21 protein-coding genes and 1 pseudogene are annotated in these 23485 nt (G+C 71.6%); 15 read left to right on the top strand and 7 right to left on the bottom strand.

Annotation, left to right across the window (positions count from 1 at the left end; translation table 11 throughout):
- Positions 1 to 173: pseudogene (locus tag ACZ3IG_RS25590) on the bottom strand (esterase); the annotation flags it as partial.
- A 172-nt stretch (positions 174 to 345) separates the two neighbouring features.
- On the opposite strand from ACZ3IG_RS25590, the gene ACZ3IG_RS25585 reads away from it, so the two are divergent.
- Complete coding sequence (locus tag ACZ3IG_RS25585; RefSeq protein ID WP_467434925.1) at positions 346 to 825, top strand: MarR family winged helix-turn-helix transcriptional regulator; 480 nt, start codon at positions 346 to 348, stop codon at positions 823 to 825.
- A 424-nt stretch (positions 826 to 1249) separates the two neighbouring features.
- On the top strand, positions 1250 to 2923 hold the full coding sequence (locus ACZ3IG_RS25580) for a PHP domain-containing protein (protein WP_467434924.1): 1674 nt from the start codon (positions 1250 to 1252) through the stop codon (positions 2921 to 2923).
- A gap of 48 nt (positions 2924 to 2971) precedes the next feature.
- Here ACZ3IG_RS25580 and ACZ3IG_RS25575 read toward each other — a convergent pair whose 3' ends face one another.
- Positions 2972 to 3193 carry a hypothetical protein gene (locus tag ACZ3IG_RS25575; RefSeq protein ID WP_467434922.1) on the bottom strand — a complete coding sequence of 74 codons (222 nt, stop codon included), beginning with the start codon at positions 3191 to 3193 and terminating at the stop codon, positions 2972 to 2974.
- A 462-nt stretch (positions 3194 to 3655) separates the two neighbouring features.
- On the opposite strand from ACZ3IG_RS25575, the gene ACZ3IG_RS25570 reads away from it, so the two are divergent.
- On the top strand, positions 3656 to 5548 hold the full coding sequence (locus ACZ3IG_RS25570; protein WP_467434921.1) for a glycoside hydrolase domain-containing protein: 1893 nt from the start codon (positions 3656 to 3658) through the stop codon (positions 5546 to 5548).
- Positions 5549 to 6253: 705 nt separating this feature from the next.
- Here the strand turns inward: ACZ3IG_RS25570 and ACZ3IG_RS25565 are convergent.
- On the bottom strand, positions 6254 to 6967 hold the full coding sequence (locus ACZ3IG_RS25565; RefSeq protein WP_467434920.1) for an AfsR/SARP family transcriptional regulator: 714 nt from the start codon (positions 6965 to 6967) through the stop codon (positions 6254 to 6256).
- 259 nt (positions 6968 to 7226) lie between these two features.
- Between ACZ3IG_RS25565 and ACZ3IG_RS25560 the strand changes: the two genes are divergently transcribed.
- The 8 genes from ACZ3IG_RS25560 to ACZ3IG_RS25525 all read left to right on the top strand — a co-directional run bounded on the left by ACZ3IG_RS25560 (position 7227) and on the right by ACZ3IG_RS25525 (position 12736).
- A complete protein-coding gene (locus tag ACZ3IG_RS25560) occupies positions 7227 to 9692 on the top strand; it encodes a S8 family serine peptidase (RefSeq protein WP_467434919.1) in 2466 nt (821 codons plus the stop codon).
- Positions 9693 to 9761: 69 nt separating this feature from the next.
- On the top strand, positions 9762 to 9950 hold the full coding sequence (locus ACZ3IG_RS25555; RefSeq protein ID WP_467434918.1) for a hypothetical protein: 189 nt from the start codon (positions 9762 to 9764) through the stop codon (positions 9948 to 9950).
- A gap of 39 nt (positions 9951 to 9989) precedes the next feature.
- Positions 9990 to 10226, top strand: a complete 237-nt coding sequence (locus tag ACZ3IG_RS25550; protein WP_467434916.1) for a hypothetical protein — start codon at positions 9990 to 9992, stop codon at positions 10224 to 10226.
- A gap of 105 nt (positions 10227 to 10331) precedes the next feature.
- Complete coding sequence (locus tag ACZ3IG_RS25545; RefSeq protein ID WP_467434915.1) at positions 10332 to 10556, top strand: hypothetical protein; 225 nt, start codon at positions 10332 to 10334, stop codon at positions 10554 to 10556.
- A gap of 96 nt (positions 10557 to 10652) precedes the next feature.
- Entirely contained in the window at positions 10653 to 10823 is a 171-nt protein-coding gene (locus ACZ3IG_RS25540) for a hypothetical protein (RefSeq protein WP_467434914.1), read from the top strand.
- Positions 10824 to 11028: 205 nt separating this feature from the next.
- A complete protein-coding gene (locus ACZ3IG_RS25535; protein ID WP_467434913.1) occupies positions 11029 to 11208 on the top strand; it encodes a hypothetical protein in 180 nt (59 codons plus the stop codon).
- 221 nt (positions 11209 to 11429) lie between these two features.
- A complete protein-coding gene (locus ACZ3IG_RS25530; RefSeq protein ID WP_467434911.1) occupies positions 11430 to 11684 on the top strand; it encodes a hypothetical protein in 255 nt (84 codons plus the stop codon).
- Between the two features lie 815 nt (positions 11685 to 12499).
- Entirely contained in the window at positions 12500 to 12736 is a 237-nt protein-coding gene (locus tag ACZ3IG_RS25525) for a hypothetical protein (RefSeq protein ID WP_467434910.1), read from the top strand.
- Here ACZ3IG_RS25525 and ACZ3IG_RS25520 read toward each other — a convergent pair.
- Positions 12731 to 13780: an SPFH domain-containing protein gene (locus tag ACZ3IG_RS25520; protein ID WP_467434909.1), complete on the bottom strand. Its 1050-nt coding sequence runs from the start codon at positions 13778 to 13780 to the stop codon at positions 12731 to 12733. The two genes, ACZ3IG_RS25525 and ACZ3IG_RS25520, sit on opposite strands and share 6 nt — an antisense overlap.
- Before the next feature lie 4 nt (positions 13781 to 13784).
- The gene (locus ACZ3IG_RS25515) at positions 13785 to 14216 is read right to left on the bottom strand and encodes an NfeD family protein (RefSeq protein ID WP_467434907.1); all 432 of its coding nucleotides are present in this window, start codon (positions 14214 to 14216) and stop codon (positions 13785 to 13787) included.
- A 456-nt stretch (positions 14217 to 14672) separates the two neighbouring features.
- Between ACZ3IG_RS25515 and ACZ3IG_RS25510 the strand changes: the two genes are divergently transcribed.
- Positions 14673 to 16736 (top strand): SpoIIE family protein phosphatase, encoded by a 2064-nt coding sequence (locus tag ACZ3IG_RS25510; RefSeq protein WP_467434906.1) that lies wholly within the window; start codon positions 14673 to 14675, stop codon positions 16734 to 16736.
- Positions 16737 to 16870: 134 nt separating this feature from the next.
- Here the strand turns inward: ACZ3IG_RS25510 and ACZ3IG_RS25505 are convergent, their stop codons facing one another.
- Positions 16871 to 18340 carry an MFS transporter gene (locus tag ACZ3IG_RS25505; RefSeq protein ID WP_467434905.1) on the bottom strand — a complete coding sequence of 490 codons (1470 nt, stop codon included), beginning with the start codon at positions 18338 to 18340 and terminating at the stop codon, positions 16871 to 16873.
- Positions 18341 to 18596: 256 nt separating this feature from the next.
- Here ACZ3IG_RS25505 and ACZ3IG_RS25500 point away from each other — a divergent pair, with 256 nt between their 5' ends.
- The 3 genes from ACZ3IG_RS25500 (at position 18597) to ACZ3IG_RS25490 (ending at position 23124) form a co-directional block, all read left to right on the top strand.
- Positions 18597 to 19220 (top strand): TetR/AcrR family transcriptional regulator, encoded by a 624-nt coding sequence (locus ACZ3IG_RS25500; protein WP_467434903.1) that lies wholly within the window; start codon positions 18597 to 18599, stop codon positions 19218 to 19220.
- A gap of 242 nt (positions 19221 to 19462) precedes the next feature.
- A complete protein-coding gene (locus ACZ3IG_RS25495) occupies positions 19463 to 21760 on the top strand; it encodes a family 78 glycoside hydrolase catalytic domain (RefSeq protein WP_467434902.1) in 2298 nt (765 codons plus the stop codon).
- Positions 21761 to 21825: 65 nt separating this feature from the next.
- Positions 21826 to 23124 carry a family 1 glycosylhydrolase gene (locus ACZ3IG_RS25490; protein WP_467434901.1) on the top strand — a complete coding sequence of 433 codons (1299 nt, stop codon included), beginning with the start codon at positions 21826 to 21828 and terminating at the stop codon, positions 23122 to 23124.
- A gap of 13 nt (positions 23125 to 23137) precedes the next feature.
- Here ACZ3IG_RS25490 and ACZ3IG_RS25485 read toward each other — a convergent pair whose 3' ends face one another.
- Positions 23138 to 23470, bottom strand: coding sequence for a putative quinol monooxygenase (locus ACZ3IG_RS25485; protein WP_467434900.1), 333 nt, complete (start codon positions 23468 to 23470; stop codon positions 23138 to 23140).
- Positions 23471 to 23485: the final 15 nt, after the last annotated feature.

The raw sequence follows: 23485 nt of genomic DNA, 5'->3' as shown, positions 1-23485 counted from the left end.
ATCCACTCCTCGTCCACCGCCGGCTTGGCGATGTCACCGGACTGCACCTCGTCCACCGCCTTGCGGCCCTCGGCCGGCGCAAGGTCGAACAGGTAGGGCGGGTTCGCGGTCGCCTCGGCGAAGGCCTGGGCGGCGGGCTCCAGGACGGGGCGGACGGGGGTGGCGTCGCTCATGGCGGACTCCTCGGTTCAGGTGTGCCGTCGGGGCCTCGTCGGCGGTTTACCGGGAAGCGGCGGCACCCCAGGAAAGTAGCGCGCTATTTAGTCGCGCGCAACTCATTGGCGGTCGACAGAAACCCGATAAGATGTCCGTGCTGTGAACCGTGCCCGACCCGGGAGCCGCACCGTGCGCACGACCCCGACCGAACCGCCCTCGTCCCCGCAGGGGTCCCTCCTCCTGGACGACCAGCTGTGCTTCGCCCTGTACGCCGCCTCCCGCGCGGTCACCGCGCGCTACCGCCCGCTGCTCGACGCTCTCGGCCTGACCTACCCGCAGTACCTCGTCCTGCTGGTGCTGTGGGAACGGGACTCGATCTCCGTCCGGGACCTGGGCGCGGCACTGCAACTGGAGTCCAGCACCCTCTCCCCGCTGCTGAAGCGCCTGGAGGCGGGCGGTCTGCTGCGCCGCGAGCGCCGCACCGACGACGAACGCTCCGTCGCCATCCGCCTCACCGACGCCGGGGCCGCCCTCCGGGACCGGGCCGCCGACGTCCCGCTCGCCATCGGCGACGCCATGGGGCTGACGCCCGAACAGGACGCCACGGCCAAGCAACTGCTGCGACTGCTCACGGCCAATGTCTCCGGCCGGGGCCGGGGCCAAGGGTAGAGAGGACGGGCGGGGAGGAGGCCGTCCGTCCGGCGGTGCCTGAGCGGGGCGGGCCCGGGACGAGGCGCGGCCTCCAGCGTTCCGCTGCGTGCACGGGGTGCCCGGCTTTCGCGTCCCGCGGTGGAGGACGGTGCGGGCATGCCCCGCGGTGCGGGTGCCGCCGCCCTGGTCCGGGCACGGCTCCGCCGGAGGACGCTCAGGGGGATGGCCCGGCCATCTGGTGTACGCCGGTTCGTCATGACGGCTTCCCGTGGCCGTACCACGGTCCCGGCATCGTCCAGCGGGTGCGCGACGCGAGCCCGGCCGGGTGTGCGGGTGCCCGGCCGTAGCGGGTGCGGAACGCCGCCACCCGCGCGGGACGCGGGGCCGCGCCCGGCCCGCCCCTTCGTCGCCGCACCGGCACATCCGAACAGCAGAGGACCTCATGACCGAGCAGCAGTTGCCCTCCTGGGCCGACCCGTCCGTCTCCCCCGCCGGACTCGACGCGCAGGGCATCTCCCGGCGTCGGCTCCTGCGGCGGGCGGGCCTGTTCGGCACCGCGTTCGCCCTCGCGCCGGCCGCGCCCGCCCTGGCCGCCGGCGGCGGACGGGGCCGGCTCGGCGGCGAGGATCCGCGCCTGGCCTACCTGGTCGGCGACCACCACGTCCACTCCGTCTACAGCCATGACGCCAAGTACACGTTCTCCCAACTGGCCGCCGCGGGCGCCCGGTACGGCCTGGACTGGATGGTGTTCACCGAACACTCCAACACCGGTCACGCCGAGTACGGGGCGGCACTGGAACACCGGGAGATCCTCGCGGCACGGGCCGAGAACCCGCGACAGCTGATCTTCCAGGGCCTGGAGTGGTACATCCCGGCCGCCGAGCACGCCACCGTCTTCGTCGCCCCGGGTCGGCACGAGGCCGACCTGCTCACCCGGTTCGAACGGCGCTACGACGGCAAACTGCTCGGCTACGACAAGGGCGGCGCCGCCGACACCGACACCGCCCGCAACGAGGCGCACGCCGTCGCGGCGCTGAAGTGGCTGGCCCGGCAGCGCCGTTCCGGCTACGTCGACGACGTACTGGCCTTCGCCAACCACCCGCTGCGCCTCGGCATCGACTCCCCGCACGAGTTGCGCGCCTGGCGGGACGCCGCCGAGGGGATCATGGTCGGCATGGAGGGGTCCCCCGGCGCCCAGGGCGCGGCCATCCCCGGCCTGCGCGGAGCGGCGTCGGTGCGCGGCGAGTACGAGAACAAGCCGTCGGCGCAGTCCTGGTCCGGCTACCCCGCCAGTGCCTATGTCACCTACGGCGGTTTCGACTGGGCGACCGCGACCGTCGGCGGGCTGTGGGACTCGATGCTGGCCGAGGGCCGGCTGTTCTCGGTCACCGCCAACTCCGACGCCCACCGCGTCGTCCACGACACCCTGCGCAACGGCGACTGGGCTCCCGGCCAGACCTTCGACAACACCGGAAAGCTGCCCGACCCGGTCGAGACGGGCACGGCACAGGCGGGCAGCGACTTCTGGCCGGGCCAGTTCAGCCGTACCCACGTCGGTGTGAGCCGTTACGGGTACCGGCCGGTGATGGCGGGGCTGCGCGCCGGGCGGGTCTGGGTGGACCACGGGCACCTGCTGGACGGCCTGGAGGTACGGGTACGGCGGGCCGGGGACCACGGGCGCGGGGTGACCCTGGGCGGCCGGCTGCGGGTGCGCCGCGGTGAGCGGCTCGTCCTCGACATCACCGTGACCAGCGCCTCACGCCCCAACCCGCACGGGGTACTGCCGAACCTCGCCCACGTGGACGTCGTCCGGGGTGCGGTACGCGGGCCGGTCGCCGACCGGGACGACTGGCGGGCACCCGACACCCGGGTGATACGCACCGAGGACGTCACCGGCCGCACGGGGACCTACACCCTGCGGGTCCCGCTGACCGCCGGTGCCGAGCCGTTCTACGTCCGGCTGCGCGGCAGTGACGGCAACCGGCACGCGGCGGGTCCGCTCGGCGCCGCCGTCGACCCGCACGGGCCGGTGGCGCACACCCCCGGTGACGGCGATCCGTGGACCGACACCTGGTTCTACTCCAACCCGGTCTTCGTGGACGTGGTGGGCTCCTGACGGCTCGCACACCCCGGGCATGAGCGCCGAACCGGTGTCCGGAGGGCCTCAGAAGTCGTAGTCGTCGATGTTCTCGGCGTTGTCGTCGCCGTGGGCGGTCTCGACGAGCGTCATGTCGTTGTACCGCGGGCCTCCGGTTCGTTCCTCATGTCGATACGGGTGTTCTGGTTCGTCGCACTCTTCGCCGCGGAGAGGACAGCGATCTCGCCCGCGCAGTCGGTCTGTTCGCCGAGCAGTGGTGTCGACGTCCTGCTGCGTGAGGTTCCCCATCTCGGAGCCCCGCCCGGCAGTGCCGGCTCTCCGTCCTCCGTGTCACCCTGGGGAAGCCGACGGTGAGGCCCTTCCTCAGCGGCACGTGGACGATGCTCTGCGGCCGCCGCGTCCGCGGCACCGGGCGGAGCAGCAGTGAGCTTGCCCGAGCCCTTCACCCGGGACTCTCCGGTTCCCCATGTAATGCCCTGAAAGGTTTCACTCTTCTCCCGGGCGAGGCGTCCCGTCCCGCCGGCCGTCAGTGTCGTCCCCCGGCGAACCGGCCGCTGCGTACGGCAGTTCAGCGTCGGCACCGGCCCGCGGCCCGAGCGGGCGGGGCGGCACCCGCGATCCGGGCCGGAGCGTGCCTCCGATGGCAGGAGCGTGAGCCCAGGGCCATGCTGGAAAGGGGAGACAGCACAACGCGCCCTGGCGCCACGGGCGCACGCGCCCAGGACGGCCGGGCGGGGAAAGGGCACCGCCATGCTCTACGCCGGAATGGACACGGGCAAGTATCCGGGGAAGTCCGTGATGGACGCGATCTGGGACTTCTCCAACATCTACTGGACGGGCATGTACCTCGATTCGCCTGCGCCGGCTGTCGGCGAGATCCCGGTCACGAAGCCGGTGAACGGCCACAACCGGATGGGCGGTATCGGCACCAATCCCGTGGGCGGCTGGATGAACGGATGGTTCGACCTGCGGCCGGTGTGGGGGCTCCTGCCGATCTACTGGGGGCAGCAGGACCCGAACAACCAGGACGGGCCGATCGATGTCCGGGTACAGATCGCCGTGGCGAACGCCGAGGACGCCGCCGTGAAGGCGACGAGCGCGGGACTCCCGCAGGGGTCGGTGATCTATCTGGACTGGGAGGCGGGCGGCCCGCCGGCGGACACGGGCAGGAAGTACTGCACGGCCTGGTTCCACCGGCTCGCCGAACTCGGGTACCGGCCCGGCGTCTACTGCCACCCCCCGTCCTCGTTGGCCTTCCGCAAGGAGTACCCGGGCCTTTACGTGTGGAACGTCAACCTGCTTCCGGCGTCCGCCGGCGGCATCACGCTCGTGGACGGCAACGTGAAGCTCGCGACGCCGCCGATCAACAGCACGGGCGGCGAGGCGCCGGACCGGGACGCCATCGCCCGGCAGTGGCGGTTCGGAATCGGGCAGCCCGCCGGAGGCCCCGTCACCGGGTTCCCGAACATCGACGCCAATGTCGCCGTCGTACGCAACCCCGCCTTCCCCGAGAGCGGCAGCCAGCCCGGCGAGGTGCGCGGCGGGCCCGTCGTCGGCGCGCCCGGCACGACCGACTGGCTCGGGGCGTTCGCGGTGCGCCGGGGCAAGGCCGCCCGGGTGACCTGGTCGCCGGGCGCGGCCACGCTCGACGCCGATCTCGACGGGCCCGTCTCGGCGGCCTCCCTCAACCCCTTCGCGCCGATGTCGGCACTGACCGACTGGCTCGCCGGGCTCGCCCTGTGGGACAGCGGTGACGACCGCACCTGGCACGTGCACACCTTCCGGCACGTCGCGTCCGGGGCCTGGCAGGAGTTCAACGTGCCCGAGAGCGACACGGTGATCATCGACCCGCTCGCGGGTGTCGTGATCGCCCGGCGCAAGGGCGGGGCGCCCGAGGTGTTCGCTCACGACCGGCAGGCCGACAACATCGCGGGCAGCCGGTGGGACGGGACCACCCAGACCTGGACCGTCCTCGACCACCTCCAGGCTCCGGCCGGGCCCGCCGCGCCCTTCGTGCTCCGTACGAACGGTCTTGCCGCACTGAGCCGCAAGACCGGCCTCCTGGACCTGTTCTGGGTGGGCAGCGACTCCGTGCCGCGCACGTCTTTCTCTCTGGGACCAGGCAACTGGAGCAATTCCTTCGCCATCGGCGACCCTCTCGTCCGCGCACACACGATGACGAACCTCGCGGCGTGCAGCCCCGGTCCCGACCTCATCGAGGTCCCGTTCATCGGGCGCCGCGACGGCGATCCGAAGCTCCGGCTCTACAGCACTCCGTGGACCACGGCGTCGCTGTGGGGCGCCACGCGCGAGATCGGCGGCGGGGCGGTGGCGTTGGAACCCTCGTCCCGGATCGCCGCCACGAGCCGGTCGTCCGCGTTCCTCGACGTGTTCGTGATCGGCCTCGACGGCATGCTCTACAACACGTTCCTGTCGACGGCGACGGGCGTGTGGACCGCGCTCCGGCGAATAGGCGGGACGCCGCCGAAGCTCGCGCATGTCGTCACCGCGTGCTGCCAGGGCACCGGCGACGTCGAGGTGCTCGCCGTGGCACGCGACGGCTCGGTGTGGGCGACCCACTGGGACTCCACCCTGCTCGACTACGTACCGATGGAACGGCTCACCCTGCTCGATCCGGTCTGACCGCCGCCACGCCGGAGGGCCGGTCGCCGCAGCAGCCCCGGAAGCAGGGCGGGTGTCCGGTGGCGTCGGACAGGATCGCGCCCTGCCGCGTCGGCGGTCACCAGCAGCGTGCCGGCCATGTGTGGCGACAACGCAGCCGTCCTTCCCAGTCCTCGGGGCCGCCCTGAACCCAGTACTTCGTGGTCCGGCGCGCCTCCGGCCTTGTCCCGTGAGACGGACGGTTCGTCAAGCGCGGGGAGTGCGACCGGCTTTCCTGCCGGCCCGCCGCGGCCGGTGAAGCGGTGACGGTGGCGGACCCACAGCACGCGCGCCTACACGTACCACACCACGCGCAAGGCCTGGTTCCGCGCCCGTTTCTGGTCTGCCCGATCCACGTCGCCGAGAGGCGATCACCGCTCCGGTCCGGTGGAACCACGGCGAGACCCCGTGTGCCCTGGCAGTCAGCGAAGCCGGTCACGCTGCGACAAGGCCGTCGTGCAGGCCCTGGGGTTGCGAACCGCCCGTTGGCTTCGGACAGTTGCGCGATGACCTGTGGCCGTCTTTGTGGTGGTCTCGGCCAACGGGCACCGCATCCGGTTCCCCTGCCCCTTCCCCGTCGTCGGTGTCATGTGGCCACACCGTCGCAGGTCCCCGGCCGCTCAGTGGCGAACGGCGCTGCTCGTCCCGCATGGGGCCGGGAAGGTCACCGGCGCCACGGCGCGGCACTTAGGTGGGCATCAAGTCCCGTATCAGCTGGGCCATCTGCTGAGAAGGCGCGACCCTCAGTTCCCTGTGCAGGAACGCCCGGTAGTCCTGATAGCGCTTGACGGCACTGGCGATGTTGCCCTCGTCTATGTGCACCTCTATGGCGATGCGATGAGGAGTCTCCCGGAAGGGATCGACGGCGATGGCCGCCAGCGCGGCCTGGAGAGCGGGGAGGTAACGGTCCGCACTCTGGAACTGCTGGGCCAGACTCTCCAGCGCGTACACCCTGGTCTGGTCCCAGCGCTCCCGCTCCAGGGACAGCCACTCCTCGGCCCAGCCCGGCAGCAGTTCCCGGCTCAGATCACCGATGAGATGGTCCGGCCCGGCCGGCAACGGGCTCAGACCGGCGATGACCTGACGAGCGGCATCCTGCACCAGGTGCAGATCGACCTGTATCGACGGGGCCAGGGACAAGCGCTGCCCGACACTTTCGATCGAGGCGACCGAGTCTATCCGCCGCGCGTGGCACAGCGCCGACCGCAGGTTCGCCGACGCACGAGCGGGAGTGCAGTCGGGCCACAGCCGCTCAGCCGCCGTCATCCGGTGCGCTCCGTCTTCCTGCAGCGCGAGGTACGCCAGCAGGCGCTGCGCCCCCGAGGGAACGGAAAGCCTGCGGCCGGCGCGGAGCAGCTCGAAGGGCCTCAGGAGTTCGAGGTGGATGCCATTCCAGGACACACCCACCACTGTGCAACCGGCACCTGCCGACCGCACCCGCAACGCACCCTTGCCGGGTACTGCCGCACCGCTTCTGGCGTGCACAAACGCGTGAGCAACGCACCGGCGACGCCAGAAAGACGCACCCGCGACATCGCGCGGCACGCCACGGAGACGGACGCGGGGGACTCTTGTCCCGAGTCGGTCTCGTCCCGGTCGTGCCGCAGTTGCCGAAGAGTGACCGGCGACCGGGCTCCGGGAGATTGAAGGGAAACCTGTAATGCGCATCCGGTCCGTGCTCAACGGTCTCGCTCAACAGCAGGAACTCCTCGGTGACCCCGAGGTGTGCATCGCCGTGCTCGACGGACCGGTGGACCTCTCGCACCCCTGCTTCGCGGGCGCCGACCTCACACGGCTGGACACCCTGGTGCAGGACCCGGCCGGTGCGGGGCCGATGTCCGTGCACGGCACGCATGTGGCGAGCCTGCTCTTCGGACAGCCCAACAGCCCTGTGACAGGTGTCGCCCCACGGTGCCGGGGACTGATCCTCCCGGTGTTCCGGGACTCCGAGGACTGGCGGGTGCCACAGCTCGACTTGGCGCGCGCCATAGAGCGAGCCGTGCAGGAAGGCGCGCACATCATCAATGTCAGCGGCGGGGAGCGTACTCCCGACGGTCGCGCCGAGAGCATGTTGGAGCGAGCGCTGCGGCTGTGTGAGGACAACGGGGTCCTCGTCGTCGCCGCTGTGGGAAACGACGGGTGCGACTGTCTGCAGGCACCCGCCGCGGCGCCGTCCGTACTCGCCGTCGGGGCGGCGGGGCCGACGGGGGAACCCCTCAAGAGCAACAACTGGGGTGCCGCGTACGGCAAGAACGGCGTTCTCGCCCCCGGCCTGGACATCGAGGGCGCGGCACCGGGCGGGCGGCAGCGGACGCTGACCGGCAGCAGCTTCGCCACTCCCGCGGTCTCGGGGGTCGCCGCGCTGTTGGTCGCGGCCCAACTCCGGGCCCAACGCGGTGCCGCCCCGCTCGAGGCCGGACAGGCCATCCTCGACACGGCGACGAGCCCGTCCTGTTCCCCCGGCGACTCACCCGAGTGCCGCCGGTACCTCGGCGGCCGTCTCGACGCCGCCGGCGCCTACCGCCTCGTCACGCGAGGCGCGAGCGCGAACGATCCCGACCCGGCTCCGATCCCGCCCCGCACCGTGCGGCCTGCGGCGTGGCACGCCGGGTCCGTCTCCGCTGAGCCGGGGGTGAACGCCGCCGGCGAGTCCTCGTCGCCCGGCCTGCCCCGGTCCGTACCGAACGAGGGAACCAGTGCCATGCACACCGATCAAGCAGACATGAGCGAGGGCGTCGACAGCGCGGGTGAAACGGTCCGCAGCGCTGACGACGCACCGACCGGCCGACCGCTCGGGGCGCTCCTCGCGAGTGAGGCGGAACCCGCGTCACCCCGGCCGGACAGCCACACCACCGAGACGTCCGCGCCCCAGGATCCGTCTCCCGAGCCACACGTGAGCGAAGGAAGCAATGCCATGGACATCCCTCCCGCAACCGCCGCCGCTTCCGGCGCAACCGCCGACGCGGCCGAGACGCCCACCACCGCGGCGCCCGTGGGACACGCCCAGGTGCAGGAGAGGCCTCCCGCGTCGGACTGCGGCTGCGGGGGCACTACAGCATCCGGCTGTCAGTGCGGCGGAAGCGGCAACGGTACGCGCCGCCAGTTGATCTACGCGATCGGCACGATCGGTTTCGACTACCAGACCGAGGCCCGCAGGGACTTCTTCCGCCAGCAGATGCCCGCGGTCCCGGGGCCGAACAGGGACGGCAAGGAGACCGAGAACCCGCCGAACATCTACGACCCACGGCAGTTGTACGCCTTCCTCGCGAAGAAGCCGTGGATGTGCGACAAGCTGACCTGGACGCTGATGCTGGACAGCACGGCCATCTACGCGCTCGAGGCGGAGACGCCCATGGGCATGGACTGGCACCAACCTCTGATCAGCAACCCGAAGGCGACGCCGGACCAGGTCGGAGCCGCGGCGAAGACCACCGCCGAGAACACTGCCGGTCTCGCCCAGACCCTCGAGACACTCATGTACCCGCCGGTCTCGCACGTGCACCGGATCTTCCGGGACGCGATCCTGGGTCAGATACAGCCACCGGACGACCCGAACTACGTCTCACGCGTGTCGATCCCCGGAGAGCTGACGGGCCGCACGACGCGTCTGTACTCCGGGCAGGTGGTTCCGCTGGTCAGGGTACGGGCGACCGACCAACTGGCCACCTGGAACGAGGCCGCGCTCGTCGACGCGGTGGCCGGGGCGGTCAAGACGGTCTACGCCGAGAAGAAGTCCGAGACAGCGGTCAGGGAGGCCGATCTCAGGACAACCGTGCGTGCTCTCCTGGACAAGATCTACTGGCAGTTCCGCAACCTCGGCCAGAGCGCCGCCGACCGGGCCCTGAACGCCGCCGGCACCAACGCGTTCCTCGTCGGAGCCCAGATCCAAGAGGGCATCATGTCCGCTCAGCACGTTCCGGGTTCGACCGGGAACTTCTACACCCTCGACACCATCACCGTCGCCAAGAGTCCGTACTGCCGACCCAATTCGGAGTGCTACGACGTCACGCTCCACTTCTTCGACCCCGAGGACGACCGGCGAGCGAGGGTCTCGTACCTGTTCACCTTCGACGTCAGCGACGACCCTGTCAGCCTCGGTCCCGTGCACCACTTCATCGGCTCCTGAGGCACGCGGCCGGCCAACGCGGCCGAGCAGTGCGCCAACGCCGAGCAGTGAGAACAAGGAGGTCACACCATGGACTCGAACAACTGGCCAACGATCACCCCTCCGGTGCAGGTACCGCCCGTGTACCGGGACGACCGTTCCGAACAGGCGGCCCGGCCCGCCGGAGCCGGCGTGGAAAGCGCCGCTTCGGGCTGCGGCAGTCTGACCGGGCCGGCCCGGCAGATGTGCTACCTCCAGCAGCACGGGCTGACCACCTGACAGCAGGCCCACCCCTCCGGACACAGGGAGGAGACTCCCATGACGATCAACCAGCCCCCGGCGGACACCACCGGCCCGGCCGCTCTCCAGCTGCCCCCGCAGAAACCTCCGGTGGTCCGCACCACAGCCGCGGCCGTCGGCGCGCTCGGCGTCACCGCCGGCATCGAGGCGGACTTCGACCTCTTCGGGGCGCTGGGCGGAACCCTCGACGAAGTGATCGGCAGTTCGGTCGGTCAGCTCATCGAAGCCGTGCCCAGCTTCCTGGGGTGGTTCTGAGGGCGCTCGACGCGCCGATGACGGCGGCACACCCCGACGAGGAACGTGTCCGCCCCTCCTGGTCAACGGTCGCACCTGCTGACCTGACGGCGAGAGGAAAGGTCCATGACATACCAACCCCTGGAGAACACGGCGGTCCCGGCCATGCTGCAGATGCCCGCACAGGTACCCCCGATCGACCGGGCGGCCATGCCCCCGGGCGCCGGCGGCGACACCCGGGGCGTCGAGGCCGACATCGTGGCCAACCCCTTCTGGGACGACCCGTGGAGCGGCTTCGGCACGCCTCCATGGGGGAAGCCCGGCGGCCTGTTCCCCATGATCGTGGCGTAGCGGCCCGGGACGACGAACCAGCGCGGTGCCGCCCGCTCATGAGCATGCGGGCGGGGGACTTCCCCGCCGGCATGGAGAAGGTGAAAGGAGAACACGATGAATGAGCAGATCACGCAGGACGAGGTTCAGCCGGCGTCCGCCATGCTGCAGATGCCGCAGCAGAACCCCCCGATCGACCGCACAGCGGCCGTGCCCGCGAGTGCCGACACGGACACCGCAGGCGTCGAGGCAGCCAGCCTGCTCGACATCATCAAGAGCTTCCTGTAGTGAGGCTCGCCTCCGGTAAGTGAGGTTGTCGTGCGTCGGCGGCCTCGGGTCCTTCCCGGACCGCCGGCGTCCCGGTGACCTCGGTGTCCCGCCGGGAAACGAAAAGGACACCCCTGGGCGACGGTGCCTCTGCTCGCAGCGGCACCGGGCGCACAGCGTCCCTTCTGCCTTCCGGCCGGCACGCCTACGATGGAAGGAGAAGCACATGAATGAGCAGATCACGCGAGACGGGGTCCAGCCGGCGTCCGCCATGCTGCAGATGCCGCAGCAGAACCCCCCGATCGACCGCACAGCGACCGTGCCCGCGAGTGCCGACACGGACACCCCCGGGGTCGAGGCAGACGTCCTCCCGCTCCTGGCGGGTCTGGCGTCGCTGTTCCTCTGAGAACTCCCCCCAGGCGTCCTCCGAGGTGCTCCTTCGGGATCGTCGCGCGTCGGCGACAGAGCCTGTGCCGCGTCGCCGGCGCCTCCGACCGGTGGGTACGCGATCGCGCGAGACGAGGCGGACGCAGGCACCGCCTGTCCCGTGACGGCTGTCAGGAGTCAGGGGCGATACCCAGAAGGACCGCGTGGCGCCTCCGACACGACGATGACGATGGAGCAACCATGTCACTCACCTTGCCGATCCAGGGAGCGGCGATCGAACGCGGCAGGTGGAACTTCTACGAGCCCTACCTGCACAAACTGGGCGAGTACACCAACCCCCAGACCGGTGCTCCCGGCATTCTCTACGGCGACCCTCCGCCACAGTACGGCTACGACGGAACCGTCACCGGTGATCCCGGCCCGGCCGCGGGCCGCGACGCCAGAGGCTGGCAGTGCCAGCCGGGATGGGGTTGCACCTGGACGGGACTGATCTGACCGGCGGCGGCCGTGACCGGTGTGCGGCCCCCACCTGACGTCCCGGTTCGAGCGTCCCACCGCCACGTGGGGCGCTCAGGGCGGTCGTACAGCGTTTCGAACGCCATCGTGGTGCGGTCAGGTCGGCGTTGCCGGGTCCCCCGCAGTAGCTCGCCCGCACGGGCGAAGTGCTGACGGTATGTCACCTGGCCTGTGAACCACCCTGTGACCGGCACGAACGCCTTCACCCGCGCTCGGGGCGACACCGCGGTCGGGCAGGTGGACGAGGTACCGCGGCGGGCCCGCGCGCTCATGTCACACGAAGGCCGACTGCTCACCGAAGCGGACCTGGCGTCACCGGCCCGCGAGGTGGCCGACGGGACGGGAACGCGGTCGTGACGTCACTGGACACCCCCAGGTCGGCCGGCCCTGTTCCGCCTGGACCGGCTCTTCCCCGAACAGCGCTCCCCGCACGGCGCCGCAACGCCATGCTGACCAGCCCCCGGCCGGGCGGTGCGCTCCAGCCCCTGGGCTCGGCCATCCGCTTCGGCTCCGGGCCGCCGCCCCGGGTGCGCGAGACCACCGATGCCGGTGATCGCCGCCGTATGGGACAGCGCTTTCGAACGGTATGCCCATAAGGCGGTGGGCACGGCCGTGGGGCTCACCGAAGCGGAGCTGCGGGTTCTGCGCGAGGGCGGTGCCCCTGGTCCACCGATGTCTTCGAACACGCCGCCTGGTCGGCCGTCCGCACCCGAACTGTCCACGCTCGTCGGCTACTACGCCGGGCTCGGCGCCCTCGGCCTCGGCCGGCAGCGCCTGCGTGCAATGGATGATCAGTGTCACCGAAGCCGTGGAGATCTGGCTCCACGACGCCCGGGGCCACGAGCGGAAAGGTCGACTTCACCGGCCCGTGGTTCTTCGACGACGGCATCGCGCAGGAGATCTTCGCCCTGGAGCCGTACTCGAAGCACACCGGCAGCCACACGGTGCACAAGAGCGACCCGTTCAAGGGTTGCAAGGGTTTCCGCGCCCTGGGCACCGATCCCGACCCGTACGCCCCGGCCTCCTCATGACGTCCGCGGGCGACCGGACGAGAAGCTCTCCGCCGGTGTGGCGCCATCGGCCTCGGCCGCGTCGGCGAGAGCCTCGGCGGCGGCCTCCGCCGCCCGCGCCGTGTCGTTCGCGGCCTGAGCGGACGTGTCACCGTCGGAGGGCTTGTCACGGGTGGCCGCGGACGGCGGCAGCACCTCGCTGAAGGCCCGGGACACCCCGTGCAGCGCGGAGGTGATCTCGCTGGGGATCACCCAGAAGTTGTTGCCCTGTCCCTGCGCGAGCTGCGGCAGGGCCTGGAGGTACTGGTAGGCGAGGAGTTTCGGGTCGGGATCGTTGCGGTGCACGGCCTGGAACACCTCGTCGACGGCCCGGGACTGGCCCTCGGCCTGGAGGATCGCGGCCGTCCGGTTGCCCTCCGCCCGCAGGACGGCGGCCTGTTTGTCACCCTCCGCCGTCAGGATCTGCGACTGGCGCTGCCCCTCGGCACCGAGAATCGCGGCCCGCTTGTCCCGCTCGGCACGCATCTGCTTCTGCATCGCGTCCTTGATCGACTGCGGGGGATCGATGGCCTTGATCTCCACCCGGTTGACCCGCAGCCCCCACTTGCCCGTGGCCTCGTCCAGGACCCCGCGGAGCTGACTGTTGATCGTGTCGCGGGACGTGAGGGTTTTTTCGAGATCCATGGATCCGACGACATTGCGCAGGGTGGTGACCGTGAGCTGCTCGACGCCTTGCAGGAAATTGGCGATCTCGTAGAACGCCGCGCGCGGATCGGTGACCTGGAAGTAAAGGACGGTGTCGATCTCGACCACCAGGTTGTCCTCGGTGATGACCGGCTGCGGTCTGAACGAGACGACCTGTTCCCGCAGATCGATCAACGGGTGCACCCGGTCGATATAGGGAATGACGACGCTGAGCCCGGGATTCAGGGTCCGGTGATAACGGCCGAGCCGCTCGACGTTACGGGCCCGCGCCTGCGGCACGATACGTACCGCCCGGACCAAAGTGAAGATCACGACGATGGCGACGATCAGGCCGACGACAAGAGCAGCTGAGATATCCATCGCTTCAGTCCCGGGGGTAGACGAGCGCCGTGGCGCCTCTGATCTCGATGACATCGACGGTCGTTCCGGCCGAGATCACCAGCGTCTCGTCGTAGGAGCGGGCCGTCCACTCCTCACCGTCGATGCGCACCCGGCCGTCGGCCCCCGTCACCTCCGACAGGACATGGGCGGGCCTGCCGACCAGCGCGTCGGTGCCGAACCGTGCCGGTTGCGGCTGGCGAACGTGGCGCAGCGCGACGGGGCGGACGAACAGCAAGGTGGCTGCGGACAGAATGCCGAACGCCAGAAACTGGAAAGGCAGCGGCAGCCCGGTCGCCGCGATTCCAGCGGTGACCAGCGCGGCCACGCCCAGCATTCCGAGCGCGGCGGTGAGAGTGAAGATCTCCACGACGACCAGCCCCGCCGCGATGATCAACCAGATCAGCCAGGGATCCATGACGCGCCCCTCACCGGTCGGGGTGTCCGTGCGACTCGACAACTGCCGGCGTCGGCCCATGAAGGCCGGAAGAGTCGGGAAGATCAGAGAACGCACCTTTTCCTTTACTTTATTCTTTCTCCTCGCGCGGTGAAAGCGAAGTGGCGGTTGCGATCGACCACGGACGACCACGGGGGAGGGACGGCGTCGGTCGCGAAGCATCGAGCCGCCGGCCCCGCGCCGCCTCGTTCGACCCCGTCCCAGGTGATGTGCCGCCGCAGTGATTCGGGCGTAGTGTCCGCATATGGGCGATGTTCGGTGCGGCTGGTGCGGTGCGGCCCTGCCAGAGTCGGCCGGGCTCGGCGGCCGCCGTCGCCGCCGCTGTCCAGCGCGCCGGCCGGTACGGCGCCGTCGGCATGCCGTACGCGCCGTCCGGACCTTCGCGTCACCACGCGTGCGGGGGCGGGTGGGGAACTGATGGACACCGCGATGACAGCCGTGCTCCAGGAGAGCGGCGCGTTCGGCGGGCTGCTGTACGTGCTGCCGCCGGACGGGGAGGCGCTGTGGCTGGTGATGGTGGCGGGGGCTCCGCATGAGATCACCACCCCGTGGAGGCGGATCGCGCTGACCGATCCCATGCCGGTGGCGGACGCGGTACGCGAACGGCGTCTGGTCTGGGTCGGCGGTCAGGAGGAGATGGCACGCCGCTACCCCCGGCCCGCGCTCGTCCTGCCGTACAAGTTCGCGCTGGCCGCCACTCCGGTCGCCTCCGGCGCCGCGATCCAGGGCGGGCTGGTGCTGCTCTTCTCCGGTAACCACCCGCCGCGGCTGAGCCGGGACGAGCGCGACGCCGTCCGTAGCGGCAGCGACCGTCTGGGGGACCTCCTGCGACAGGCCGCGGAGCGCGGTGACCCGGTGCTCCCCGTCGACCGGCCGCGCCTGCTGCCGCCCCCGGCCGGGCGCGCCCCCTCCCCCGCCGAGGTGTCGGCGGTCGCGGCCTTCCTCGACCGGCTGCCGGGAGGATCCTGCGCGCTGGACATGCACGGCCGTTTCACCTTCGTCACCCCGGCCGCCGCCGGTCTCCTCGGCGGCGACGCCGACGATCTGGTGGGTTCCCTGCCCTGGGAAGCGCTGCCGTGGATGGACGTCCCCCAGGTGGAGGACCGCTACCGGGCCGCGCTGGTCAGCCGGCAGCCACAGGCGTTCACCGCCCTGCGCCCCCCGGATGTGTGGCTGGCCTTCGAGCTGTATCCGGACGCCTCCGGCGTCAGCGTCCGCATCACGCGCAGCGGACCGTCCGAGGACCCCGCCTCCGCACGGCCCGTGCCGACCGCGGGTCCCAGCCGTGCCGCTGTGCTGTACCACCTGATGCACCTGGCCTCCACCCTCACCGAGGCCGTCGGGGTGCGGGACGTGGCCGAGCAGGCCGCCGACCAGCTGCTGCCCGCCCTCGGAGCGCAGGGCATGGTGCTGATGACCGGCGAGGAGGGCCGGCTCAGGATCGTCGGGCACCGCGGCTTCCGTGCCGAGCTGATGGACCGCTACGACGCCCTTCCCCTGGGCTCGGACGTTCCCGGCGCCAAGGTCCTGGCCACCGGTCTACCGGAGTTCTTCACGAGCTTCGAGGAGATCCGGAACGCCCATCCGTCCACCGTGCACGAGGACGGGATGGCGTCGTGGGCCTTTCTCCCGCTGATCGCCTCCGGCCGTCCCATCGGCTCGCTCCTCCTCGCCTACCGGCGGCGCCATGTCTTCCCGCCCGGCGAACGCGCCGTGCTGATGTCACTGGCCGGACTGGTCGGCCAGGCCCTGGACCGCGCCCGGCTCTACGACGCCAAACACCGCCTCGCCCACCGCCTGCAGTCCGCCCTGCTGCCGCACACGCTGCCCCGGGTCCCCGGTCTGCGAGTCGCCGCCCGCTATCTTCCGGCTGCCCGAGGGGTGGGCGTCGGCGGCGACTTCTACGACCTCATCCACCTCGACACCCACACCGCCGGCGCCACCATCGGCGACGTACAGGGACACAACGTCGACGCCGCCGCCCTCATGGGGCAGGTCCGCACCGCAGTCCACGCCCACGCCACCGTGGGCGTCTCCCCCGACAGCGTGCTGGCGCGCACCAACCGGCTGCTCACGGACCTCGACCCCGGCCTGTTCACCAGTTGTGTCTACGTCCACCTGGATCTCGCCGCCCAGCGGGCGTGCCTGGCCACCGCCGGCCACCCACCGCCCCTGCTGCGCCACAGCGACGGGCGCACCGAACTCCTGCGCGTTCCCCCCGGTCTCCTGCTCGGGGTCGAACCGGACTCCCAGTACCCGACCCGGGAGTTCCCCCTGCCGCCGGGCTGTGTGCTCGCCCTCTACACCGACGGTCTCGTCGAGGCCCCCGGTGTCGATCCCGACGACGCGACCGCGGCCCTGGCCGGCCTGCTGGAACAGGCCGACCCCACCGACCTCGACGTCATGGCCGACTCCCTCGTCCGGCACGCCCCCACCCCGGGCGACGACATCGCTCTCCTCCTCATCAGCCCCGGGGACTGAGGCGACATCAGCCCCGAGAACCGGGACGACGTCGCCCTGCCGGGCGGCCGGGAGCGGTCCCCGCGGGGTTGCCAGGCACCGTGGCGCCTGGCCACCCCTTCCCGGGCCGGCCGGTCCCGTCGGGGCCGCTCCGCTCAGGCGGGAACCGCGTCGTCGGCCTCCGGGTCGCGCAGCGGGGGGATGAGCAAGGAGAGGGCCAGGGCCAGGAGGGTGACGAGGGCGCCGAGCCAGAAGACCCACGCGTACCCGGCGTCCTGGTAGAAGGCGGTGCCGTCGACCACGGTGCTGTGCGCGTTGAGCAGGGCGTACGCGCCCGCGGTGACGATGGCGCCGAACAGGCTGATGAGCATGTTGAGCATGCCGCTGCCCAGCCCCTGTTCCTCGGGCGAGACGACACCGACCACGAGCACCGGCGCTCCCGCGACCACGACGCCCGAGCCGATGTTGGCGACGCAGGACGTCAGGGCCAGTTCGAGTTCGTTGCCGTGGAAGAAGCCCACGAGCGTGTAGCCGAACGCCATGACCACGAGCCCGGCGATCCACACCTTGCGCGGGTCCAGGTGCCGCAGCAAGCGGCTGACCAGGAGACCGGTGGCGAACATCACCAGGTTCCAGCTGACGCTGACCACGGCGTTGTGCTGGGCCGTCCAGCCCAGGCCGGCGGAGACACCGGGGATGTGCGGGAAGAGGGCGAGCAGGATGGCCAGGCCCGGCAGGGTGAACGCGACCGTCTGGGCGAGACCACCCGCCGTGAGCGCCAGAGCCACGGGGCGGCGGCGCAGCACCCGCAGGTCCAGGATCGGGTGGGCGTGGGCCCGCTCGACGAACAGGAAGGCGACCAGGGCCGCGGTTCCGGCGGCGAGCCAGCCGAGCGTCCTGGCGTCGGCCCAGCCCCAGCTCTGCCCCTGGCCGACGGCGTAGACCACGGCGGTCAGACCGCCGCCCAGCACCAGGCCGCCGAGCCAGTCGAAGCCCGCCGCGGAGGCGTACCGCGGTGTCCGCGGCACCAGCAGCGCGACCAGCAGGAAGGCGACGGCGGTGGCGATGGCGAGGAACCAGAGGGCGCCCCGGTAACCCCAGTTGTCGACGAGCCAGCCCGCCAGGAACGGTGTGCCGAGGGCCACCAGGCCGACGCTGCTGCCCATGATGCCGCTGGCCGACTTGACCAGCCGGGACGGGAAGATGTCCCGGACCGCGGCGAAGGAGAGGGCGCCGAAGGGACCGTAGAACCCGGCGACGGCCCGGCCGACCAGCACCAGCCAGAACTCCCCGGCCAAGGCCGCCAGGGCCTCACCGCCGGCGCCCAGCGCCATCATGACGAGCATGACGCGCTTCCTGCCGTACAGGTCGCCCAGTTTGATGGCGAACGGCGTGAGGAGGGTGGACGCCAGCGTGAGGGTCAGACCGAACCACGCGACCTGGGTGGTGTGGAAGCTCTGGGCGACGCTCGCGGTGGCGTTGGCACCGAGGATCCCGCCCGCGGCCAGCAACTGGGTGGGCCAGGCGAGCGCGATCAGCACCGCGACCAGGCGGAGGTTCCATCGTCCACCCGGCTCGGCAGGGGGCGCGGTGTCGAGTGAGGGGCTTGGCGACGTCGATGTCATGCCAGCCCTCCTTTCACGGAGGTGCCGAAGAGGAAAGATGAGGCGCTGTGGGGGGGAGGGGGGCGAAGAGACCGGCCGCCGTTCGGACGGCGTTCACGGGGGAGGTCACCGGGCGGCGATCCGTCGTCGCGTGACGTTGATGATGACCCGAACACTTAGCGCACGCTAGGTTTTAGAAGTGTGACCCACGTCACCCGACCGAGCCTGTGGATGACCTGTCGCCGGCGCCCCGCACCGCCCCCGGTACCGTTCAGTCATGGCGACACCCAGGGGGCCGCGCGGCGGCTACACGGCAGGCCGGGCCCGGCGCGTCCAGATCCTCGAGGCGGCACTGCTCCGCTTCGGACAGGACGGCTACCGCAAGACCTCCCTGGCCCGCATCGCCCGGGACGCGGAGATCACCGACGCCGGGCTGCTGCACCACTTCCGCGACAAGCAGCAACTCCTGCTGGCCGTCGTCGAGTACTGGCACGAACGCATGGACGTCCAGTGGCAGCGGGTCTCGGAGTCGGTGCGGGACGCCTTCCGCTGCCACCTGGAGGACACCGCCGAGACCCTCACCATGCCGGGCATGGTGGAACTGGCCGTGGTGATCGCCGCCGAGGCGACCGCTCCCGACCATCCGGCCCACGAGTTCTTCGCCCGCTGGCAGGAGAAGGGCGTGAAGGAGCTGGCGGAGCGGCTGCGCGCCGGCAGCCACAACGGCGAACTCGTACCGGACCTGGATCACGACTGCATCGCCCGCGAGTGCGCGGCCCTGGACGCCGGCCTGCGCCAGCAGTGGCTCGCCTGCGGCCGGTCCTTCGACCTCGTCGCGGTGATGCGGGCCCACCTCGACCGGCTGATGCGCTCCGTCTCCGCCGACGGCCGGGGGTTGTAGCGGCAGCCGTCAGGCCGGCAGGACGCGAGCACGTTCTCACCGCTTGTCATGCTCATGACTATAAAAATCCCGCGTTGGCCGGGAGAACGCCACACCCCGCGAGCGATGAGCATTCAGTGACCCACATCACACAAGGGAAGACCTAGCGTTCACTAGGTTTTAGCGCGCATGATCGAGCCTGCTCATCTCCGTCCCACGGAGCCGCCCATCTGACACCGGCGCCCACGCGCTGAGGACTCGACATGCCGCATCCCTGGACCGCCCGCGTCATCACCCCTCGCCGACAGCCGGAGCCGCCCGCCACGGCCGCCCGGCCGGCCGCTCTGCTGCGCACCGAGTTCACCGCGCGCGGCGCGGTCGCCGCCGCCCGCCTCCGCGTCACCGCGCTCGGCGTGTACGAGGTGGAACTCAACGGCACCGTGGTCGGCGACCACGTGCTCGCCCCCGGCTGGACCAGTTACCGCCACCGTCACCGCTACCAGGTCTTCGACGTGACCGACCTGGTCCACGAGGGCCGCAACGGCTGGGGCGCCCACCTGGCGGACGGCTGGTACCGGGGCCTGCTCGGCTTCAACGGCGGCACCCGGGACATCTACGGCAAGGACACGGGCCTGCTCGCCGAGTTGCGCGTCGAGTACGCCGACGGCACCGCCGAGACCCTCACGACCGGGGAGCACTGGCGCTGCGGTCCCTCCCCCGTCGTCGCCGCCGGTCTGTACGAGGGCGAGGAGTACGACGCCCGCCGCGAGCAGGCCGGCTTCAGCGAAGCGGGCTTCGACGACTCGGCCTGGGAGCCGGTGCGCGTCCTGGAGTTCGACACGGCCGCGCTCTTCCCCGCCGACAGCCCGCCGGTGCGGCGCATCGAGTCCGTCGCCCCCGTCGCCGTCACCACCTCGCCGGCCGGCCGTACCGTCGTCGACTTCGGGCAGAACCTCGTCGGCCGGCTGCGCGTCCGGGTCCGCGGCGAGGCCGGCCGCACCGTCACGCTGCGCCACGCCGAGGTCCTGGAGGACGGCGAACTGTGCACACGCCCGCTGCGGCACGCCACCGCCACCGACCGCTACACCCTGTGCGGCGCCCCGGAGGGCGAGGAGTGGGAACCCCGCTTCACCTTCCACGGCTTCCGCTACGCCGAGATCGACGGCTGGCCGGGCCCACTGGACCCGGCCGACGTCACCGCCGTGGTGCTCCACAGCGACCTGCGCCGCACGGGGTGGTTCTCCTGCTCCGACGCCTCCTTGGACCGGCTGCACGAGAACGTGGTGTGGGGGATGCGCGGCAACTTCGTCGATGTGCCCACCGACTGCCCGCAGCGCGACGAGCGGCTCGGCTGGACCGGCGACGTCCAGGTCTTCGCCCCCACCGCGGCCTTCCTCTACGACGTCCGCGGCCTGCTGCGCTCCTGGCTGCGCGACCTGGCCGCCGACCAGGGCGACGACCCGCGGGGGGTGCCGCCGGTGTTCAGCCCCGACATCCCGGTGATCACTCCCGTGCCGCTGCCGCCGGGTAATCCCCCGATGACCGGCTGGTGCGACGCCGCCGTGATCGTGCCCTGGGTCCTGTACGAGCGTTACGGGGACACCGAGGTGCTGCGCACCCAGTACCCCTCGATGCGCGCCTGGATCGACGCGGTCGACCGCCTGGCCGGCCCCGGCCGGATCTGGGGCGAGGGCTTCCAGTTCGGTGACTGGCTGGACCCCACCGCCCCGGCGGACGATCCCGGGCGGGCGATGACCCCCTCCGCCCTGGTCGCCACGGCCTACTTCGCGCACTCCTGCCGGCTGCTGGCGCGCACCGCGCACCTGCTGGCGAAGCCGGAGGACGCCGAGCACTACCACGCCCTGGCCGACTCCGTCCGCGACGCCTTCCGCGGCCGCTTCCACGCCGGCGGCGGACGGCTGACGGAGGAGACCCAGACCGCCTACGCCCTCGCCCTGTGCTTCCGGCTGCTGGAGGACGACGCAGAGCGCGCCGAGGCCGGACGCCGGCTGGCCGGCCTCGTGGCCGAGGGCGACCACCGCATCGGCACCGGGTTCCTCGGCACCCCGCTGGTGTGCGAGGCGCTCACCGACACCGGACACGTGGACACCGCCTACCGGCTGCTGACCCAGCGGGCCTGCCCGTCCTGGCTGTACCAGGTCGACATGGGCGCCACCACCGTCTGGGAGCGCTGGGACAGCATGCTCCCCGACGGCAGCGTCAACCCCGGTGAGATGACCTCCTTCAACCACTACGCGTTCGGCGCCGTCGCCGACTGGATCCACCGCACCGTGGCCGGCCTGGCACCCGCCGCACCGGGTTACCGGCGGCTCCTGGTCCGGCCCCGTCCCGGCGCCGGCCTCACCTGGGCGCGGGCCGCGCACGACACTCCGCACGGCCGGGCCGAGACCGGCTGGCGCCTCGATGCCGGGACGCTGCGGGTCGACCTCCTCGTGCCGCCGGGGGCCACCGCACGGGTCGAACTCCCGGGCGCGCAGCCCGTGGAGGTGGGCCCCGGCCGGCATTCCTTCGACACCCCGTTCCCGCCGGACCCACGGTGACACCCGCCGACCCGGCCACCTGTCCCGATCCGCCCACCGCACCACTACGAGGAACACCTACACCTATGGAACACATCAGCCTGCCCGACGGCTTCCTGTGGGGCGTCGCCACCGCGGGGCACCAGAACGAGGGCGACAACCTCGCCGCCGACACCTGGTTCCTGGAGCACACCACTCCCTCGCTGTTCCGCGAACCCAGCGGACCTGCGTGCCGGGGCTACGAGCAGTGGGAGACGGACCTCGACCTGGTCGCCGGACTGGGCCTCAACGCCTTCCGCTTCTCCGTCGAATGGGCCCGGATCGAGCCCGAGCGCGGTCTCGTGCGGGCCGAGGCCCTCGACCACTACGAGCGGATGGTCGACGGCTGCCTCGCCCGGGGCCTCGCGCCCCTCGTGACGTTCTGCCACTTCACCTCCCCGCACTGGTTCGCGGCGGCCGGTTCCTGGACCGCCGTGGACGCCCCGGACCGGTTCGCCGAGCAGTGCGACCGCGTCATGGCCCGCTTCGGCGACCGGATCGCGTACGGCGTCACCCTCAACGAACCCAACCTGGAACAGCTGCTGCAGGCGGGCGCGAAACTGCCGGCCGAGGCGGAGGCGCTGAAGACGCGGATGCTCGCCGCCGCGGCGCGGGCCGCCGGGAGCGACTCCTACGCCAGCGCGAACGTCATCCCCGCCGACCGGCAGGAGGAGTTCCAGGATGCCTTCACCCGCGCCCACCGCGCCGCCCGCGAGGCGATCAAGGCGCGCCGCGGCGACCTCCCGGTCGGTGTCTCCATCGCCGTCGCCGACGAGGTCGCCCTGCCCGGCGGCGAGGAACGCCGGGACGCCAAGCGTGCCGCCGTGTACGAGCACTGGCTGCGCGAGGCGCGCGACGACGACTTCATCGGCGTACAGAACTACGAGCGCATCGTGCACGGCCCCGACGGCGAGGTGACGCCCGAGGGGGAACTCAACGGCATGGGCACCGTCATCGCGCCCGAGTCCCTCGCCGGCGCGGTCCGGTACGCCCACGAGGTGTCGGGGGTGCCGGTCCTCGTCACCGAGCACGGCATCCAGACCCCGGACGACAGGCAACGCGCCGCGTTCGTCCCGGCCGCGGTCCACGGGCTCGCCGCCGAGGCCGGCGCGGGCACCCCCGTGCTGGGCTACTGCCACTGGACACTCATGGACAACTTCGAGTGGATCTTCGGGTACGGCGCGCAGCTCGGGCTGCACGAGGTCGACCGCGTCACCTTCGAACGCCGGCCCAAGCCCAGCGCGCGGGCCTACGCCGAGGTGGTGCGCGGGTACCGGGGCGGGGCGGCCGGCGCGCTGAGCGCCGGCCGTCGGGCGTCCGGAACGAGAGAGCACCGGACGCCCTGACCCACGGGCCGGCTCAGTCCGCGGCCGGGACCGCCATCTCGCCCAGCTCGGACCAGTCGTCCTGCGGGACGGTCGTGTTGACGATCCGCGGCGTCTCCACCAGGTGCGGCGGCAGCGTCCTGCGGGCCTCTGCGAAGTGGTCGGAGCCGACGTGCGCGGCGCCGGCCGCGTCGTCGCGGAACGCCTCGACGAGTACGTACTCGGTGGGATCGTCGAGGCTGCGGGACCAGTCGAACCAGAGGCAGCCCGGCTCGGCGCGGGTCGCCTCGGTGAACTCCCGGGTGATCTCGGGCCAGGCGTCGGCGTCCTCGGGCCGGACGCGGAACTTGGCGGTGATGAAGATCATGACAGGGGCCTTTCT

The sequence above is a fragment of the Streptomyces sp. NPDC016677 genome, from assembly GCF_055562815.1.
This window is presented reverse-complemented; position numbering and strand designations above follow the sequence as displayed.

Excerpts from the sequence above, each read along its gene's own strand:
- ACZ3IG_RS25580 (WP_467434924.1), top strand. The coding sequence starts at position 1,250 with ATGACCGAGCAGCAGTTGCCCTCCTGGGCCGACCCGTCCGTCTCCCCC.
- ACZ3IG_RS25575 (WP_467434922.1), bottom strand. The coding sequence starts at position 3,193 with ATGGGGAACCTCACGCAGCAGGACGTCGACACCACTGCTCGGCGAACA.
- ACZ3IG_RS25570 (WP_467434921.1), top strand. The coding sequence starts at position 3,656 with ATGCTCTACGCCGGAATGGACACGGGCAAGTATCCGGGGAAGTCCGTG.
- ACZ3IG_RS25560 (WP_467434919.1), top strand. The coding sequence starts at position 7,227 with ATGCGCATCCGGTCCGTGCTCAACGGTCTCGCTCAACAGCAGGAACTC.
- ACZ3IG_RS25555 (WP_467434918.1), top strand. The coding sequence starts at position 9,762 with ATGGACTCGAACAACTGGCCAACGATCACCCCTCCGGTGCAGGTACCG.
- ACZ3IG_RS25550 (WP_467434916.1), top strand. The coding sequence starts at position 9,990 with ATGACGATCAACCAGCCCCCGGCGGACACCACCGGCCCGGCCGCTCTC.
- ACZ3IG_RS25545 (WP_467434915.1), top strand. The coding sequence starts at position 10,332 with ATGACATACCAACCCCTGGAGAACACGGCGGTCCCGGCCATGCTGCAG.
- ACZ3IG_RS25540 (WP_467434914.1), top strand. The coding sequence starts at position 10,653 with ATGAATGAGCAGATCACGCAGGACGAGGTTCAGCCGGCGTCCGCCATG.
- ACZ3IG_RS25535 (WP_467434913.1), top strand. The coding sequence starts at position 11,029 with ATGAATGAGCAGATCACGCGAGACGGGGTCCAGCCGGCGTCCGCCATG.
- ACZ3IG_RS25530 (WP_467434911.1), top strand. The coding sequence starts at position 11,430 with ATGTCACTCACCTTGCCGATCCAGGGAGCGGCGATCGAACGCGGCAGG.
- ACZ3IG_RS25520 (WP_467434909.1), bottom strand. The coding sequence starts at position 13,780 with ATGGATATCTCAGCTGCTCTTGTCGTCGGCCTGATCGTCGCCATCGTC.
- ACZ3IG_RS25515 (WP_467434907.1), bottom strand. The coding sequence starts at position 14,216 with ATGGATCCCTGGCTGATCTGGTTGATCATCGCGGCGGGGCTGGTCGTC.
- ACZ3IG_RS25510 (WP_467434906.1), top strand. The coding sequence starts at position 14,673 with ATGGACACCGCGATGACAGCCGTGCTCCAGGAGAGCGGCGCGTTCGGC.
- ACZ3IG_RS25505 (WP_467434905.1), bottom strand. The coding sequence starts at position 18,340 with ATGACATCGACGTCGCCAAGCCCCTCACTCGACACCGCGCCCCCTGCC.
- ACZ3IG_RS25500 (WP_467434903.1), top strand. The coding sequence starts at position 18,597 with ATGGCGACACCCAGGGGGCCGCGCGGCGGCTACACGGCAGGCCGGGCC.
- ACZ3IG_RS25495 (WP_467434902.1), top strand. The coding sequence starts at position 19,463 with ATGCCGCATCCCTGGACCGCCCGCGTCATCACCCCTCGCCGACAGCCG.
- ACZ3IG_RS25490 (WP_467434901.1), top strand. The coding sequence starts at position 21,826 with ATGGAACACATCAGCCTGCCCGACGGCTTCCTGTGGGGCGTCGCCACC.
- ACZ3IG_RS25485 (WP_467434900.1), bottom strand. The coding sequence starts at position 23,470 with ATGATCTTCATCACCGCCAAGTTCCGCGTCCGGCCCGAGGACGCCGAC.